Origin of the sequence: Thermoactinomyces intermedius (assembly GCF_013912365.1) — a bacterium.
GTDB classification, from domain to species: domain Bacteria; phylum Bacillota; class Bacilli; order Thermoactinomycetales; family Thermoactinomycetaceae; genus Thermoactinomyces; species Thermoactinomyces intermedius.
Window position 1 is genome coordinate 59894 of record NZ_JACETT010000035.1, and the last position, 13413, is coordinate 73306.

At 49.0% G+C, this 13413-nt stretch carries 18 protein-coding genes and 1 other annotated feature; of the genes, 2 read left to right on the forward strand and 16 right to left on the reverse strand.

The genetic code is table 11. The features are described from left to right. Positions 1–15 precede the first annotated feature (15 nt). Positions 16–459 carry an ACT domain-containing protein gene (locus H1R82_RS08745; protein WP_181731759.1) on the reverse strand — a complete coding sequence of 148 codons (444 nt, stop codon included), beginning with the start codon at positions 457–459 and terminating at the stop codon, positions 16–18. A 148-nt stretch (positions 460–607) separates the two neighbouring features. On the opposite strand from H1R82_RS08745, the gene H1R82_RS08750 reads away from it, so the two are divergent. Both H1R82_RS08750 and H1R82_RS08755 read left to right on the forward strand, forming a co-directional pair. Then, positions 608–1078, forward strand: coding sequence for a low molecular weight protein-tyrosine-phosphatase (locus H1R82_RS08750; RefSeq protein WP_181731760.1), 471 nt, complete (start codon positions 608–610; stop codon positions 1076–1078). An 80-nt stretch (positions 1079–1158) separates the two neighbouring features. Continuing rightward, entirely contained in the window at positions 1159–1539 is a 381-nt protein-coding gene (locus tag H1R82_RS08755) for a hypothetical protein (RefSeq protein WP_181731761.1), read from the forward strand. Positions 1540–1567: 28 nt separating this feature from the next. On the opposite strand, the gene obgE is transcribed toward H1R82_RS08755, so the two are convergent. The 15 genes from obgE to H1R82_RS08830 all read right to left on the reverse strand — a co-directional run bounded on the left by obgE (position 1568) and on the right by H1R82_RS08830 (position 13382). Beyond that, positions 1568–2872, reverse strand: a complete 1305-nt coding sequence (gene obgE / locus H1R82_RS08760) for a GTPase ObgE (RefSeq protein WP_181731762.1) — start codon at positions 2870–2872, stop codon at positions 1568–1570. 7 nt (positions 2873–2879) lie between these two features. After that, the gene (locus tag H1R82_RS08765) at positions 2880–3599 is read right to left on the reverse strand and encodes a Spo0B domain-containing protein (protein WP_181731763.1); all 720 of its coding nucleotides are present in this window, start codon (positions 3597–3599) and stop codon (positions 2880–2882) included. A gap of 156 nt (positions 3600–3755) precedes the next feature. After that, complete coding sequence (gene rpmA, locus H1R82_RS08770) at positions 3756–4064, reverse strand: 50S ribosomal protein L27 (RefSeq protein ID WP_037993495.1); 309 nt, start codon at positions 4062–4064, stop codon at positions 3756–3758. Positions 4065–4086: 22 nt separating this feature from the next. Next, on the reverse strand, positions 4087–4425 hold the full coding sequence (locus H1R82_RS08775; RefSeq protein ID WP_181731764.1) for a ribosomal-processing cysteine protease Prp: 339 nt from the start codon (positions 4423–4425) through the stop codon (positions 4087–4089). Next, positions 4422–4736 carry a 50S ribosomal protein L21 gene (rplU, locus tag H1R82_RS08780; RefSeq protein ID WP_037993499.1) on the reverse strand — a complete coding sequence of 105 codons (315 nt, stop codon included), beginning with the start codon at positions 4734–4736 and terminating at the stop codon, positions 4422–4424. The genes H1R82_RS08775 and rplU overlap by 4 nt, the downstream gene beginning before the upstream one ends. A gap of 12 nt (positions 4737–4748) precedes the next feature. Beyond that, positions 4749–4820 (reverse strand) — a sequence feature (ribosomal protein L21 leader region). 68 nt (positions 4821–4888) lie between these two features. Then, positions 4889–5755 (reverse strand): M50 family metallopeptidase, encoded by an 867-nt coding sequence (locus tag H1R82_RS08785; RefSeq protein WP_181731765.1) that lies wholly within the window; start codon positions 5753–5755, stop codon positions 4889–4891. Beyond that, positions 5748–6506 carry a M23 family metallopeptidase gene (locus H1R82_RS08790; RefSeq protein WP_181731766.1) on the reverse strand — a complete coding sequence of 253 codons (759 nt, stop codon included), beginning with the start codon at positions 6504–6506 and terminating at the stop codon, positions 5748–5750. The genes H1R82_RS08785 and H1R82_RS08790 overlap by 8 nt, the downstream gene beginning before the upstream one ends. 94 nt (positions 6507–6600) lie before the next feature. Continuing rightward, positions 6601–7395 carry a septum site-determining protein MinD gene (gene minD, locus H1R82_RS08795; protein WP_181731767.1) on the reverse strand — a complete coding sequence of 265 codons (795 nt, stop codon included), beginning with the start codon at positions 7393–7395 and terminating at the stop codon, positions 6601–6603. A 26-nt stretch (positions 7396–7421) separates the two neighbouring features. Next, positions 7422–8102 (reverse strand): septum site-determining protein MinC, encoded by a 681-nt coding sequence (locus tag H1R82_RS08800; protein WP_181731768.1) that lies wholly within the window; start codon positions 8100–8102, stop codon positions 7422–7424. Between the two features lie 76 nt (positions 8103–8178). Further along, positions 8179–8709, reverse strand: coding sequence for a rod shape-determining protein MreD (mreD, locus tag H1R82_RS08805; RefSeq protein WP_181731769.1), 531 nt, complete (start codon positions 8707–8709; stop codon positions 8179–8181). Positions 8710–8739: 30 nt separating this feature from the next. Beyond that, positions 8740–9555: a rod shape-determining protein MreC gene (gene mreC, locus H1R82_RS08810; protein WP_181731770.1), complete on the reverse strand. Its 816-nt coding sequence runs from the start codon at positions 9553–9555 to the stop codon at positions 8740–8742. A gap of 15 nt (positions 9556–9570) precedes the next feature. After that, on the reverse strand, positions 9571–10629 hold the full coding sequence (locus H1R82_RS08815; RefSeq protein WP_181731771.1) for a rod shape-determining protein: 1059 nt from the start codon (positions 10627–10629) through the stop codon (positions 9571–9573). Positions 10630–10672: 43 nt separating this feature from the next. Continuing rightward, entirely contained in the window at positions 10673–11380 is a 708-nt protein-coding gene (gene radC / locus H1R82_RS08820) for a RadC family protein (protein ID WP_269747550.1), read from the reverse strand. A gap of 89 nt (positions 11381–11469) precedes the next feature. Beyond that, complete coding sequence (locus H1R82_RS08825) at positions 11470–12069, reverse strand: Maf family protein (protein ID WP_181731772.1); 600 nt, start codon at positions 12067–12069, stop codon at positions 11470–11472. 197 nt (positions 12070–12266) lie between these two features. Beyond that, complete coding sequence (locus H1R82_RS08830) at positions 12267–13382, reverse strand: SPOR domain-containing protein (RefSeq protein WP_181731773.1); 1116 nt, start codon at positions 13380–13382, stop codon at positions 12267–12269. Positions 13383–13413 lie beyond the last annotated feature (31 nt).

Sequence of the window (13413 nt, forward strand, 5' to 3'; positions counted from 1 at the left end):
TCTCCTCACTCTCTCTTACTCTCCTGAGCCGACAACGGCGGCCCGCCGCACACCATCCAAACGGGAAAGCCCGTGCAAAACAGTTTGGATATCGGCTTCCATCTGCGTGGTATCCACAGACATTGACACCGTGGCTTCCCCTTGCAAGGGAATGGTCTGGTTGATGGTCAGGACACTGGTATTCATCCCGGCCATGTATTGGAGCACTTGGGATAAAACCCCTGCCCGGTGTTCCAGCGTCAGGGCAATGGTGACAATTTTCTCTTTCACCATCGCATTAAACGGAAAAACACTGTTTTTATATTTGTAGAACGAGCTGCGGCTCAAGCCCACTCTTTCCACTGCTTCCTGCACCTTGGTCACTTCTTTGGTTTCAAGCAATTTTTTCACTTCCAACGTTTTCTGAATCGCTTCAGGAAGCATATCCACACGAACCAATGCAAATATATCTTCTGACATACCCAACTGTCCCCCATTAAAAAACAAATGTTTTCTATATACGGACATTTTAATCTTTGACAGCGTTTTCAAGCAAGCTTTTTTCATATTTTTTTTCGTGTTATGATAAAATCTGCAATCATTTGCAACAAAAAGGAGCGATTGGTCAATGATTTCAGTACTGTTTGTCTGCCTGGGCAACATTTGCCGTTCCCCCATGGCTGAGGCCGTGTTCCGCCATCTGGTCAAAGAGGAAGGGCTGGAGCAGGAAATTCAAACAGACTCAGCCGGCACCGGGGACTGGCATACCGGAGAGCCCCCGCACCATGGAACGCAAAAAAAATTAACCGAAGCCGGCATCTCCTTTGACGGCATCACCGCGCGTCAAGTAAAGCGGGACGATTTTTCCGCTTTCACCTATATTATCGGAATGGATAACAACAATGTCCGTGATTTGAAGCGTTTGGCCCCGGACCCGGATCACAAAATTTACCGGTTTGTCGATTTTATTCCCGGGACTTCTTACACCGAAGTGCCTGATCCGTGGTACACGGGCAATTTTCAAGAAACGTATGATTTGGTCAGCGAAGGATGTAAAAATTTACTTGATTTCATCAAAAAGGAACATAACCTTCACTAAATTTTCGGGAAACTGTTCCGGTTTCCCTTTCATATTCCATCCAATCCTGCTTATACTAAATAGAGCAAGGTGGTGATGAAATGCAACACCTCTGGAAAACAAAAATTTTCTCCATCCTCTTACTCGCTTGTTTTTCCGTCGGCTTTTCATTCCCGGTCGAACATTCTCTGACATTAACCCCGGACCAGTCCCAACCCTCATCCTGGACCGAATGGTTTCATCTTGACAAAGGAACCATGACCATGGAAATTCAAAATGACGGTCCTTCTCCGGTCTATTACTATGTATTTACCTACTGTGACCATTTGGAATGTCCGACCATCGCCGAGGGAAAAGTCCCGCCGGGCACAAAGAAAATACAAAAAATTGTGCATGATGAAGGAAAATTCATGTTCAAACTGGATCAAGCCCCGGATGAAAACGCCCGTTATTCCCATGCCACCGGGACCATCCGTCAATAAAAAAGCAACCGGATCCCCGGTTGCTTTTTTAATAATCCACGGCATCATTCAATTCAAATTCCATGTCCCCGATCCGTACCGTATCTCCGTCTTTTGCCCCGCGTTTGCGGAGCGCTTCTTCCACTCCCATGTTCCGGATGATTTTTGCAAAGCGCATGATGCTGTCATGATAGGAAAAATTCGTCCGTTGAACCAACGCTTGAATCCGCTCGCCTTCCACCACGTAAACTTCATTTTCTTTGCGAATGGTAAATGCCGGGTCGTCCTCTTCTTTGTTCCGGTAGACCTTCCGCCGTGCAGGCAACTCCATCGGTTCCCCGGGAGCCGGCATCTCTTTTTCCACTTTCTCCAACAATTGAACAACTGCATAAATCAAGTCTTTGACCCCTTTGCCGGTCGCTGCGGAAATCGGATAAACCGGCACCTCTTCTCCCACTTGCTCTTTAAACAACGCAAGGTTTTCTTCGGCGTCCGGCAAATCCATTTTGTTTGCCGCCACAATTTGCGGGCGCTTCTCCAATTCCTGGCGATATTGCTTCAACTCTTCGTTGATCTGCAAATAATCCTGATAAGGATCCCGTCCTTCGGATCCTGCCATATCAATGACATGGACGATCACCCGGGTCCGTTCCACATGGCGCAAAAATTGATGCCCCAAGCCGACGCCCTGATGGGCGCCTTCAATCAATCCGGGAAGGTCCGCCATCACAAAGCTCCGGCCGCTTTCGACATGAACCACTCCCAGGTTGGGAACGAGCGTTGTGAAGTGGTAGGCGGCCACTTTGGGTTTGGCTGCGGAAACAACGGATAACAACGTCGATTTTCCAACGCTCGGATACCCAACCAGACCGACATCCGCCAATAATTTCAATTCAAGCTCAATCCAACGTTCTTCACCCGGCTCCCCATTTTCGGCAATTTGCGGCGCCGGATTGACAGGGGTGGCAAACCGGATGTTTCCGCGGCCGCCACGGCCTCCACGGGCAACGACTGCTTTCTGGCCGCTTTCCGTCAGATCCGCGATCAATTCACCCGTATCGGCATCCCGAACCACCGTTCCCGGAGGAACTTTCACCACCAAATCTTCTGCATTGGCACCGTGTTGCGATTTGGAACGCCCGTTTTCTCCCCGTTTGGCCTTAAAATGCTTTTGGTACCGGAAGTCCATCAACGTCCGCAAGCCTTCATCCACGATAAAAACGACATCTCCGCCACGGCCTCCGTCTCCGCCTGCCGGACCGCCTTTGGGTACATACTTTTCCCGGCGGAATGCCACCATGCCGTTTCCACCATCCCCGCCTTTTACATATACCTTGACTTTATCCACAAACATTGCTTCGTCACCTTCCCAGTCCATTCGGCTTCAGTTGATAGGTCAACACGAATGCATTTTCCAGGTTTTGGATCGCGATCGATGGTTCCACCGTTTTCAAACGGTCTTCCAACACCGGCAACCATTCCCCGGAACAAAAAGAAGCCTCGTTTGAGCGGACCCCGACCCGCACCTGGTTATCCTCTTTTTCCAAAGAAAAAGAGACTCCGGAATACGCATCCGTTTGTTGATGCCTGTTTTCAATCATCGTTATCAACTGCTGCCAAATTTTCAAAAATTTCTTTTCTTCCTCCACTGATTCAAACCGGAACTGATCCGAAACATCCAAAGACAGCTCCCACTCTTTCAGGCGATGGCGCATGTCAAGCAAAGCAACCGCCAGCGGAGCATAAGACAGATTGGATATGATGCGCTCGTTTCGGGCTTGCTTCACCAGCCGGTTAAAATAATCTTTCATGGCCTCTTCTTTTTTCATCATCAAATATCCCATCAAAACCTGAATGTGATTCATCCATTCGTGGCGCAAATCGGACAGCATTTTTTTGATCCGGCCGGCTTCCCGGATTTCATTTTGTCGTTGCCCATAAAAGATCCCTCCCAAAAGAGCACACCATGAAGCGAGGAAAAAGAAAACATCCCCCGATTTTCCAAACGGATGCACAAGCCACCCGGTCATCACCAACATCAACGGAACAAACGGCTTACAGAGCAGAAACCCCCGCTTCAAAATAAACCTCTCCCATCTTATGTATATCCGAAATTTTGCTTTGCCATTTATTGTACAAGATTGCCCCTGAAAGAAAAACCCATAAATAAAAGGTAAGCACTTGCCCGACGACGAACAATGCTTACCTTTCATTAAACTGGTATTTGAAATTCAACCTTACGCACGTGCAGCGGCTGCTTCTTTTTCTGCAACCGGAATGATGCTCACGCGTTTTTTGTTGCGTCCCATACGCTCGAAGCGTACAATTCCGTCAGCTTTCGCAAACAAGGTGTCGTCTCCGCCACGGCCGACATTCAAGCCCGGGTAAATTTTGGTTCCGCGTTGACGAACCAAAATGTTTCCGGCCAATACGAATTGACCGTCGCCACGTTTTACACCCAGACGTTTAGAAATGCTGTCCCGACCGTTTTTTGTGGAACCCACACCTTTTTTCGAAGCAAAGCATTGCAGGTTAAGTTTCAGCATCATGTCCACCTCTTTCTGTTCATTATGATTTCCATTCACTTATTCTAACATAAGACGAATAGGCTTCCGCCACGTTTTCGAGTGAGACGACCATCGCTTCCAGCAACAAGCCGATTTTTTCACGAGTATCAGGATCTTTCACCTGATCCGGCAAGAAACAATCAATTTTCCCGTCCCCGTCATCATCACGATGAACCTGGACACCGAACATTTGTTCAATGGCATTCACCATGCCGATGGAAATGCCGGAAACAGCGGCACACACAATATCTTTTCCATACTCGCCGTAATCGGCATGCCCGGTAATCAACACCCGTTTTACACGGTTTTGGCCGTCACGCTTCACCCGAACCTGGATCATTGGGCTTCAATGCCGCTGATGACCACTTTGGTAAACGGTTGACGATGCCCTTTTTTCCGTTTGTAATTCTTTTTCGGTTTATATTTAAACACGGTGATTTTTTTCCCTTTTCCATGTTTCAATACTTTACCGGTTACTTTTGCACCTTCCACCAGAGGGGTTCCCACTTTGACTTGTTCACCGTCATTTACCAGCAAAACTTTATCAAAGGTGACGGTTTCCCCTTCTTGTGCATCCAGTTTTTCAATGTAGAGAACACTGTCTTTCTCCACGCGATATTGTTTGCCACCTGTTTCGATTACAGCGTACATTTCCAATCCTCCTCTTAAATAGAGACTCGCCACAGCAGGAAAGGCATCGAGCCTTTTGGAATCCCGTTGTGAGCGGTGATAACAACAACGCTTATCTTAGCACATTCCCATGGAAATTGTCAAAGTGTTTTCGCTTCCAACTCCACCCAATTTCATGACGCAAACCATTCCTTGATGGTGGTTTTGCCGTACGGGCAAGTCATGTAAGCATCGAGCAGCCATTCTTCGGGCAAAATGCTCACCAGTTCCCCGTTTTGATCCACCACCTCCAAAACATGGTATTTTTCTTTGCAGAGCTTCAAAATCACCTCGTTCAAGCGGGTGTCGGGTTCCATGCGCACCTTTTTGACCGGGCGGGACAAATCGGGATGATGGCGCCGAAAGAGGAGAAAACGGAAAAAATGGATATTTTTTTGCCTGAGCATCTGCAAATTGGAATAAAACAAAAAGATGCCAAGAATCAATAAGTGAACCAAAATCCCTTCGGGCGACCAAAAAAGGGCCAGCACGCACAAAGCAAGCGATCCGGCCATTCCCGTCCACAGGGTAAAGTGAAGGCAAAACCGGTACGGGAAAAAATAACTGAGCGTCGAAAGAAAAACACGCCCCCCGTCCAAAGGATAAACGGGCAACAGGTTAAAACCGGCGATCATGAGATTTCCCTGTATAAAATATTCCGTCCACTCTTTTGTCCACCATCCTTGACGGTAGAAAAACAAACTGATGAGGATCATCAGGATATGTTGAAACGGTCCGGCCAAAGCGACCGTCAGCTCTTCCCGGGCCGGCACCGTTCCCCATTCATCGGTTTTCACCACCCCGCCAAACGGCAACAACTCAATGGAATCCACCCTCCAGCCGAATGCACCGGCAGCCGCCGCATGGCCCAATTCATGAATCAGCACCAGCACAAACAAAGTCATAATCTCAATAAAATAGCCTGTCCATACCGCTGAACAGACAATGAGCCAAAACAGAGGATGAATGCGAACGGGCACCGGAACCATTCGCTTAATCAAATGGAATCACACCCGCCGGATTGATGAATTCTTTATTTTTCCGGATGGCAAAATAGAAAAAGGATTGATTCTCCATCTTTTTGACTGTACCAATCTCTTTTCCTTTTTGGACCCAGTCTTTTTCTTTTACTTTCATGTCTTCCAACCAGCCGTACCATGTTTCGGTCCCGTTGGCATGCTGAATAATGATGGTGTTGCCAAGTCCTTCTTTATACCCTGTAAATTGAACCCTTCCCTCTGCCGAAGCCACCACTTTAGCCGACTCCGGAGTGACAAGGACCACTCCTTTTCGTTTCTCATCAAACGGCAAGGCAATTTTCCCAGACACCGGGACGGTCCACTGCTCTTCCTTTTTTTCTTCATGGTTTCCCGAAAAGGCCGGCAACAATGCAGGGGATCCGGCGGCATATTTTTGATACCAGTCCAACACGGTTGCGAATTGAAATTCCTCTGTGAGCGACCGGGATATCCAATGTTTCACAGGAGCGGTCCGGGCTGACGGTACCGAATAAACCGCGGCGGTTGCCAAAAACAAAATCATCACAACGATCCACTGGTTCAAAAATGATTGGAGCGGTTTCCGTCTGTCTTTGGTTTCCTCCGGCTGTTTCACGGACGCCTGATACCACGGGACCGAACCGGATCCCAAGCGGTTTCCGGCAAGATTCCGTTCTCTGATCTTGTTCATCTGACGCCATTGTTGCTCCCGTCTTTTTCGGATTTGCCGAACCCACTCATGTTCACTGGCCATAGGTTATCACCCGTTTGTCCATTTTTCATCAATATATGTCCAACCCATCCGGAATATGAAAAAAGCAGACCGCCCCGGCCTGCTTCGTGTTTCTTCAAGCAAATCCCAACCATTTTTTCATTTTGGTAAACACGCCAATTTCTTTTTCCAAGACCATGAGGGGAACCATTTCTCCCTGAATCCGACGCGCGATATTCCGGTAAGCTTTTCCGGCCGGATTCCGATGGTCATAAACGATCGGTTCCCCCGTGTGTCCGGCCCGGATCACCTGCTCATCATCGGGAACCACCCCCAGAAGATCCACGGCCAGGACAGCCACGACTTCATCGACATCCATCATGCTTCCGTCCCTGGCCATTTGCTTGCGCAACCGGTTGACCACCAATTTCGGAGCCGACACTTCCTCTTTTTCCAACAAACCGATCACCCGGTCCGCATCCCGGATGGCCGCATTTTCGGGAGTGGTGACGACAATCGCTGCATCCGCACCGGATACGGCGTTTTTAAAACCGACATCAATACCTGCCGGGCAGTCTATGAACACATAATCAAATTGCTCTTTTAATTCGGCAATCAACCAACGCATTTGCTTTCTGGAAACGGCGGTTTTGTCCCTTGTTTGGGCGGCCGGCATCAAATAAAGCTCATCACAACGCTTGTCCTTGATCAAAGCCTGTTCAATCCGGCATTTCTTCTCCAACACGTCGATCAGGTCATAAATGATCCGGTTCTCCAACCCCATCAACACATCCAGATTCCGAAGACCAATATCTGCATCGACCAAACACACTTTTTTCCCGGACAAAGCAAGGGCGGTTCCAATATTGACCGAAGTCGTCGACTTTCCCACGCCCCCTTTGCCCGAGGTTACAAGAACGCTCTCTCCCAATGCTCACCCTCCAAACCATCTGTCATCTATAAAAAACGCCGTCTGGTTGTTTTCCACTCGAATTCCGGACGCAACTGCCCCAGAAGATGAATTTTCTCCACGGCAATTTGATGATCCGACAAATAAGCAAAGCGCATCCCCACTTCGGCCTCGTCCCAACGATCCGGCGGGCGGGAAATCACATCTGCAATCCGAAGCTGTGTGGGACGCAAAACCGATGCAACGATGATGGCATTTTCATCTCCTTCACATCCGGCATGGGCCAGCCCCCTCAACGCCCCCAATACGTAGATGCTTCCCGTGCATTGAATCGTTCCGCCCGGATTCACATCCCCCAGAAAAAGGAGATTTCCGCTATGTACCAACACCTGACCGGAACGCACCGTCCCCGATTTGACTTCAATCTCATCTTCTTCCCTTTGCAGATAATGCTTTCCTTCTGATTGGAATTCGTGAATAATCAAGTTTTTTCGTTTGGAGAACAATGCGCGTATTGACTTTTCTTCCGTCCGGGTAATCTGCCGCTCCCCCAGCTTGATGATGACTTTCATGTCGGGACCATCCCAAATATTTGCAGCTTGCGTGTTTTCCAGCTTATGTTTTAACTCTTCCAATACAGCTGAAAAGGGACGCGAATCATCGAGATAGAAGAGAAGGCCGTCTTTGGTGCCTTTGATCGTTACGCCCGGTTTTAACACTTTACCCATCTTGACGTCACCCGCCTCACTATTGATTTCGCTTTCTCCCTTTATTTTCCTTCCATCCGTGTCGCGCTTTACAGGCTTAACGCAAAATCGTGTCAAAGATAATGGAGCGATTCCGTTTTTTCTGATAGATCCAACGGATCGGCTGATGAATGAGATAGGCCAGCAACCAATTCAACAGGATGGACGGAACGATATGGAGCCAAAAGGCATAAGAAAAATCCATGTTTGTAAAACCAAACAACCAATACCAGCCATAGAGAATGATAAAATATGCGGATTGCCCCAAAAAGAAGGTGATCCCGGCGATCCATTGATACAATGAAAAAGCTCCGGACAACAGGTAAGTGCCGTAAGCGACAAGAGGGAACGTGAAAGCTTTGATCCCGATGGCCGGCCCGTAAACAATATCATGGAACAATCCGAAGATAAAACCAATCCATAAAACATAGCGGCGCGGCAAATAGAAAGAAATAGAAATCAAACCACTTACCACCAACGCCGGAATCATGACAAAAGTGCTCCCCCAAGATTGAGGGAGCAATAACTGCAATTTGGATCCTTCCAATATAAATAGGAAGGAGAGAAAAGCGACGAAGTATTTTTTCATCGATTTTCCCCTCCCGTTCCCGGTATGTTTTTATTTCTGAAGCTGATTTAATTGTAATTTCTCCGGATCTTTCACCACCATGACAAAATCCAGATTCTCAAACGATGCGGACGGTTTGACATAAACCACCTGTTCAACTTTTCCTTCACTCATTTTCACATCGTCGACGGTGCCGATCAAAATCCCTCCCGGATAAACATCCGATAACCGGGAAGTCACCACCATTTGTCCTTTCTCCGGCCGGGCGGTGACGGAGACTTTATTTAAAATCAAACATTTTCTCCGGGGATCATATCCTTCAACAATCCCCAACACTTCCTCCGAGCCGGTCTGGATCACCGCCGCAATCCCGGGGCCTCCTTCCGAATCCGTCAACAGCTGAATCTCGGCCATGTACTTCGTCACATTTTCCACCCGTCCGATCAATCCCTCGGAAGTGATGACCGGCATTTTGGGCTTGACACCGTCTTCCGTACCCCGGTTGATCACCAACCGGTTATTCCAACGGTCCGGATTGCGGTAAGCCACCCGGGCCGTAATGGTATCCATCGGATGTTCTTTTTTGTAGCCGAGAAGCTTTTTCAACTCCTCATTTTCCTTTTCCAGGTTTTGTGCTTGAACTTTTAATTTCATCATGGCGGTTTCGGGGCTTTCTTCCTCATGTCCCGCCGCGAGAAGGGGTTGAACCGGCAGGTGAATCAAGGATTGAATCCATCCAAAACCGTTGATGAACCAGCTTTCCGGTGCCGACAGCGTCCCTCTTTCCCCCCGTGTCACATTGACGGTCAGAAAGATTGCAACCACAAGGGCCATCACCATTAGAAACCGATTGGTACTGCGCCTCATCCATTTCACAACCCTTTAATAAAAACGTTTCCGAAACGACTCCAGATAGCCGGAATGATTTTTCGGATTCAACTTATCCAGATGCTCCAAAGAAGCACCCGTCCCGATCGCCACGCAATCCAGCGGGTTTTCCGCGATCATCACGGGCATGTGGGTCTCCTGATGCAAACATTCATCGATATTGCGGAGCAAAGCCCCTCCCCCGGTCAACATAATCCCGCGTTCCAATATATCGGCCGCAAGCTCCGGCGGGGTTTCTTCCAAAGTCAATTTCACGGCATTGATAATCTCTCTGACCGTTTCGGACAAAGCTTCCGCAATTTCTCTTGAAGTGATGGAAATTTTTCTGGGAAGCCCGGTGATCAAATCCCTTCCTTTGATTTCCCGTTCTTCCTTGCCCGAATCATCATCACTCGGAATCGCCGAGCCAATCTCCAATTTCAGCATCTCCGCCGTCCGCTCGCCGATCAACAAGTTATGCTTCCGACGGATATATTGGATGATCGCTTCATCCATTTTATCGCCGGCCACCCGCAACGACTGGCACGTCACGATTCCCCCGAGGGAAATGACCGCCACTTCGGTGGTGCCGCCGCCGATATCCACCACCATGCTCCCGGTCGGCTCCCAAACGGGTAGGCCGGCCCCAATGGCTGCGGCAAAAGGTTCTTCAATCGTGTAAGCCTCTTTGGCTCCGGCCCGCGTCGATGCTTGTTCCACCGCCCGCTTTTCAACGGGGGTCACCCCTGACGGAATGCAGACCATCACGTTGGGCTTACGGGGAATGATCATTTTTTGATCCATCGCTTTTTTGATAAAATACTCCATCATGGTTGCCGTGGTGGTGTAATCCGCAATCACACCATCTTTCATCGGGCGGATCGCAACAATGTTACCGGGGGTGCGCCCGATCATGAGCTTGGCTGCATTCCCCACCGCTTTGATCTCACCGGTTCCCGACTCCATGGCCACCACGGACGGTTCCCGGACCACGATCCCTTCCCCTTTGACGTATACTAGGGTGTTGGCCGTCCCCAAATCAATTCCCAAATCTTTGACAAAACCGCCAAACATAAAGTTCCTCCTCCCCATGATCCCTTATCTCGTTCATTGCCGGTCATTCCTCCGGAATCATGCCGTGCTCACGCATGCTCATATACAGTTGATCCCCGATAATCAGGTGATCCAGAATTTCAATCCCCAATAATTTCCCGGCTTCCACCAACCTCTCCGTCACTTCGAGGTCTTCCGGGCTGGGGGTCGGGTCCCCGCTGGGATGATTATGTACGCAAACGATTGCCGCAGCACTGAAACGGATCGCTTCATGGAAGATCTCCCGGGGATGAACAACAGAGGCGTTTAAACTCCCTTTAAAAATGCATTGTTTTCCGATGACTTGATACTTGGTGTTTAAAAAAAGGCAAACGAAATGCTCCTGTTTCAGAAAACGAAGCTCTTCCATGACATAGCGGGCAGCATCTTGCGGGGAATGAATGGCATACCGTTCCTCGGGCAGCAATCTTGAAATCCGTTGCCCGAGTTCAACCCCTGCCATGATTTGTACGGCTTTGGCAGGGCCGATGCCATGAATTTGCATCAATTCTTGGAGTGAGATTTGCGTGAGGGCTTTCAAACCCCCCGTTTTGCTCAACACGCGTTGCGCCAGCACCATGACCGATTCTCCCGTGCTTCCCGTCCGGAGCAAAAGTGCCAACAACTCCGCATTGGACAACTTCTCCGGCCCGAAGCGCAACATCCGCTCACGGGGTCTTTCTTCCTCCGGAACATCTTTTAACATCGGCAATGAATTTTTCGGTTCCTTCATCATCCATCCTCCTCTGCCGGCCACTCCACTCCTTCCTTCCGGAGGATTAAACCAGGTTGTCAAAGGTCAGCAGAGGTGAATCTCCGACGTTAATCCTGTGCAAGGGTATAACCGGTTTCGGTCAGCATTTCATCCAAGAGGGACAAAGACATGCCGACCACATTAAAATAGCATCCTTCAATCCGGTCCACCAAACAAGCTCCCAACCCTTGGATTCCGTAAGCTCCAGCTTTATCTAAAGGCTCTTTCGTGTTCACATACCATTCGATTTTCTCATCGGAAAGCGGTCGCATCCAAACGCGCGTCATCCGGTGCGATACATCCTCTCTCGTGATTTTCCCCTGATCAACGGTGATCAAAGAAAGCCCGGAATAAACCTGATGCTCTTTTCCTGACAACATCCTCAGCATGGAAACGGCATCCTGTTCATCTTTCGGCTTTCCCAAAATGGTTCCATCAAACACAACCACCGTATCCGCTCCGATGACCAAAGCATTCCGGCATCCGGCGGCAACTGCCTTCCCTTTGCGCCTTGCCAGTTCTTCCACAACTTTTTCCGGCAAATCGGGCAAATCCCTCGTTTCATCAATGCGGCTTGTTTGAACACGAAACGGAACTCCAAAACGTGCAAGCAATTCTCTTCTGCGAGGAGATCCGGAAGCCAAAACAATTTCGCGTTTCATATCCATCCACCAACACCTGCCTGAAAACCAAAACCAACCAACGGTTATAATCAATTTCCAAAAATTTACATATTGTCTTATCAAGGAAAAAAGCACCCGCTTTCGCGGGGTGCCGTCAATTCATATATCATTTTTTAGTTTATCAGATGGCAAGCTCTTCAACAAGATTCCAAACGCCCTTGGTGACATCCGACTCAAAAATTTCATTGTTCTTTTAAGGATTGGATCAATTTCTCGTAACCCACGGTGTACCGGATCAACCCCTCTTGCATTTGCCACAGGAGCGCCTGGCCGGGATTTTTTTGTGCAGCCAACCCGCTTTGCACGGCCTGGTCCAACGCTTGGATCATCCGGTCCGCCGATTCCCCGGCGTCACCCGGAAGTTTTCCTTTCACCGCTTGCATTTGGACGACAAAGTTTTGGAATTGTTCAGATAAATCCCCCGGTACCTTGAGAGGTGTTTCCTGCTGTGCCGTTCCCCGGATGGCGCCGGCTGACAGGCTGCTCAGTTGTTGCACCAGGCGGTTTCCTTGTTTCAATGGATCCAGAAGCGCTTGGTTCACTTCCGGATCCAATGCCGCTTCTCCCTGTAAACGGACTTCCTTCAAATAAACGGAGACATCCTGCTTCTGATAAATTGCCGACAATTTCAGGGCCAGGTCCCGGTCAGGTGCCATCCCCAGATAAATCCGGTACGGAGCTTGTTCCGACATCACGGCGGCCAACCCTTTCACCCGGAATTGATTCATCGCTTTTTCCGCTCCTGCTTTTTCTTCATAACTTCCCGCCTGCAACATCACGGTCTGAAGCGGGGGAAGAGCCTGGGAACGGTCGGTTGGTTCCGGTAGCGGCGTTTCTTTTTCCCCCGCATCCGGCGGCGGATTGAGATGAGAATCAATGGTACGGTTGGAAAACGTGGCATTTTCATTAAAAAACAAATTCAAGACGGAAAGTCCCATGATGGTGCCGATCACCAACGCGGCCCCGGCCGAACATATCATTTGCCAAGCTGGGTTGTTCCGCTTTTTTTTCCCGGTTCTTTTATGACGAAACGGATTGTTCGGGGAAGCCCACTGAATCACCCGTTTTTCATTCTTTGCCTTTTCCCACGGCCACACACTTCCTGTCGTCAAATTTTTCATTTTCAGCCATGGTTCCCACGATGGCTTTTGCGTTTCCGTTTTCGGTTTGTACAGCGGTTTGGTTTCCGTTGTGACGGAACAGTCATGCTTCGGCTTTGCAGCAACCGGTCTGGTTTGAAGCCTTACCTTTAATCCGGTTTTATGCACTTGCACTTGAGTTTTTCTCAGTTTCTCCATGGATTGACTGCCCCCTCTCTATCATCCTGTT

Bases quoted from the DNA above. Each gene is read 5' to 3' on its own strand.
- H1R82_RS08745 (WP_181731759.1), bottom strand. From the start codon at position 459: ATGTCAGAAGATATATTTGCATTGGTTCGTGTGGATATGCTTCCTGAA.
- H1R82_RS08750 (WP_181731760.1), top strand. From the start codon at position 608: ATGATTTCAGTACTGTTTGTCTGCCTGGGCAACATTTGCCGTTCCCCC.
- H1R82_RS08755 (WP_181731761.1), top strand. From the start codon at position 1,159: ATGCAACACCTCTGGAAAACAAAAATTTTCTCCATCCTCTTACTCGCT.
- obgE (WP_181731762.1), bottom strand. From the start codon at position 2,872: ATGTTTGTGGATAAAGTCAAGGTATATGTAAAAGGCGGGGATGGTGGA.
- rpmA (WP_037993495.1), bottom strand. From the start codon at position 4,064: ATGCTGAAACTTAACCTGCAATGCTTTGCTTCGAAAAAAGGTGTGGGT.
- H1R82_RS08775 (WP_181731764.1), bottom strand. From the start codon at position 4,425: ATGATCCAGGTTCGGGTGAAGCGTGACGGCCAAAACCGTGTAAAACGG.
- rplU (WP_037993499.1), bottom strand. From the start codon at position 4,736: ATGTACGCTGTAATCGAAACAGGTGGCAAACAATATCGCGTGGAGAAA.
- H1R82_RS08790 (WP_181731766.1), bottom strand. From the start codon at position 6,506: ATGGCCAGTGAACATGAGTGGGTTCGGCAAATCCGAAAAAGACGGGAG.
- H1R82_RS08800 (WP_181731768.1), bottom strand. From the start codon at position 8,102: ATGGGTAAAGTGTTAAAACCGGGCGTAACGATCAAAGGCACCAAAGAC.
- mreD (WP_181731769.1), bottom strand. From the start codon at position 8,709: ATGAAAAAATACTTCGTCGCTTTTCTCTCCTTCCTATTTATATTGGAA.
- mreC (WP_181731770.1), bottom strand. From the start codon at position 9,555: ATGAGGCGCAGTACCAATCGGTTTCTAATGGTGATGGCCCTTGTGGTT.
- H1R82_RS08815 (WP_181731771.1), bottom strand. From the start codon at position 10,629: ATGTTTGGCGGTTTTGTCAAAGATTTGGGAATTGATTTGGGGACGGCC.
- radC (WP_269747550.1), bottom strand. From the start codon at position 11,380: ATGAAGGAACCGAAAAATTCATTGCCGATGTTAAAAGATGTTCCGGAG.
- H1R82_RS08825 (WP_181731772.1), bottom strand. From the start codon at position 12,069: ATGGATATGAAACGCGAAATTGTTTTGGCTTCCGGATCTCCTCGCAGA.
- H1R82_RS08830 (WP_181731773.1), bottom strand. From the start codon at position 13,382: ATGGAGAAACTGAGAAAAACTCAAGTGCAAGTGCATAAAACCGGATTA.